Origin of the sequence: Anoxybacillus sp. CHMUD (assembly GCF_013096965.1) — a bacterium.
GTDB classification, from domain to species: Bacteria; Bacillota; Bacilli; order Bacillales; family Anoxybacillaceae; genus Anoxybacillus; species Anoxybacillus kestanbolensis_A.
Genome location: NZ_SDLG01000072.1, coordinates 1 through 456 on the forward strand (window position 1 = coordinate 1; position 456 = coordinate 456).

At 48.7% G+C, this 456-nt stretch carries 1 protein-coding gene and 1 pseudogene; one reads left to right on the plus strand and one right to left on the minus strand.

The genetic code is table 11. The features are described 5' to 3' along the window. Positions 1 to 5: 5 nt before the first annotated feature. On the plus strand, positions 6 to 206 hold the full coding sequence (locus ETB99_RS14650) for an alpha/beta-type small acid-soluble spore protein (RefSeq protein WP_029760354.1): 201 nt from the start codon (positions 6 to 8) through the stop codon (positions 204 to 206). 12 nt (positions 207 to 218) lie between these two features. Here the strand turns inward: ETB99_RS14650 and ETB99_RS14655 are convergent. Beyond that, a pseudogene (locus ETB99_RS14655) lies at positions 219 to 456 on the minus strand (anti-sigma factor domain-containing protein); the annotation flags it as partial.

The following is a 456-nucleotide window of genomic DNA, read 5'->3' on the forward strand; positions in this document are numbered from 1 at the left end:
GAATGATGGCACGTGGAAGCAACAAACTGCTTGTTCCAGGCATTGAACAAGCATTGGAACAAATTAAATACGAAATCGCTCAAGAATTTGGCGTACAGCTCGGGGCTGGCACTGTTTCGCGCGCCAACGGTTCCGTCGGCGGGGAAATTACAAAACGGCTTGTTGCTCAAGCCCAAAGCCAGCTGGCAGGCCGAAAAACAGAATAAAGCCGAGCGTCATCACTCGACTTTTTTCATTTTGGAATCTATGCTTTTCGGTTGGCGGTGAACGTTCGCCAGCTTGTGGCGATCTTTGTTGTCGTTGCGATCCTGCTGGCTATTCACCGCCTTTTTGTTTGCATGATGATCGCCCGGCCGCGACGGACGGGCGTTTTCATAGTTTTTCCCTTTCAAAGAAATTTCTTTATCAGAAGGGGAACTGTTTTTCCCTTTCAGAGAAATTTCTTCGTCCGAAGGG

What these genes read in the sequence shown, in the direction of transcription:
- ETB99_RS14650 (WP_029760354.1), top strand. Translation starts at nt 6, where the DNA reads ATGGCACGTGGAAGCAACAAACTGCTTGTTCCAGGCATTGAACAAGCA.